We start from the raw sequence: 1227 nt of genomic DNA, 5'->3' as shown, positions 1-1227 counted from the left end.
TATAGCTTTGCTCATGCTCCGCTAAAGTCGATGGTAAGTAAATTTTTGGACGAAACAGACCGATAACAAAGGGGGATACAATGTGGTCGGCAAGAAAAATGTTATCGTGCAGTTTTACTGCGCCTATCAGTTTTTTGCGTAATCGCAATAGAGAAATGATGCTATAAATCAAAAGCACAACTATCCCCATAATCCAGAGGCTTTCACCGATAGTCGCCGCTATCAGCAACGGATTATCGTCACTTGCGCCGTTTGCAGGGGCAGGCAATATGGGATTGATTGCATTGTCAACAGTCGTTATACCTGTGCTTATCTGTGGTGTTTCTGAATAAATGGTATTGGTTGAAATGGGACTTGCATTGATCGGCAACAAGCTAAACATACTTTCAAAGGAGATCGGACAAAGCAGCCGAAAGAACACAACGCTCCACAGTGCATAAGAGAAAATCTTAGGAGCCTTTTTCAAAAGCAGTCGTGCAACCAGCACTAAAACAATTATGATGCTTGCGGTTAAACTCATATTGAGGACTTGTAAAAAAGTATCAAGGATTTTCGATTGAATAAAATACGGCATAGATTCACCCCCTGTTCTGGCGTATTAATTTTTCCAACTCGTCAATTTCTTTATCAGTGAGCTTTTTCCTTGTCGAAAATGCTGCTAAAAATTGCGGCAAAGAGCCGTCAAAGGTTTCTTCAATGAACTTTTCGCTCTGCAAAGCATGGAACTCTTGCTTGGATAGAATAGAAGAAACCAAACCATCTTGATTTTTGAAAATATTACGTTGGCACAGGCGGCGCAGCATGGTATAGGTAGTAGATTTTTTCCAGCCTAATTTCTGTTCACATAATTTCACCAAGTCACCGGAGGAAATTGGCTCATTCTCCCACATCAAATCCGCAAACTTCATTTCCATAACACCTAATTTGTACTCAACCATATCAAGGCCCTCCCTAGTTTAATGACGTTAAATCTGTTTTTAGTTTAACACCGTTAAACCATTTTGTCAATATAGGAAGGATACGAGAGTTTCAGTGTTCCGCTAAATAGCAAGCAGGGACGGTTCTTGACTTGCGCTTTTTTTACTCAAGATTATGCTCACCCTTGATTCGCTTATGCCTCCAAAAAGCTTATGAGGCAATCCCACTTCTGTCAAACCGTCAGCCGCAATCCATTTACAAAACTTTGTTTGCAAATAGGGCAAGCCAAGAACCGTCCCCACTTGCTCC

General features: G+C 41.1%; 3 protein-coding genes. All 3 read right to left on the bottom strand.

Annotated elements, in window-relative coordinates; all coding sequences use genetic code 11:
• On the bottom strand, positions 1 to 574 hold a 574-nt coding region (locus DFR58_RS21625; protein ID WP_242987796.1), incomplete at its 3' end, for a M56 family metallopeptidase.
• 4 nt (positions 575 to 578) lie between these two features.
• Complete coding sequence (locus DFR58_RS21620) at positions 579 to 938, bottom strand: BlaI/MecI/CopY family transcriptional regulator (protein ID WP_114300518.1); 360 nt, start codon at positions 936 to 938, stop codon at positions 579 to 581.
• 102 nt (positions 939 to 1040) lie between these two features.
• A partial coding sequence (locus tag DFR58_RS22290) for a hypothetical protein (RefSeq protein ID WP_207659320.1) occupies positions 1041 to 1227 on the bottom strand: 187 nt, incomplete at its 5' end.

The sequence above is a fragment of the Anaerobacterium chartisolvens genome (assembly GCF_003337415.1).
Classification (GTDB): Bacteria; Bacillota; Clostridia; order Acetivibrionales; family DSM-27016; genus Anaerobacterium; species Anaerobacterium chartisolvens.
The sequence above is the reverse complement of the archived record's forward strand: the minus strand, read 5'-3'. Positions and strand labels throughout refer to the sequence as shown.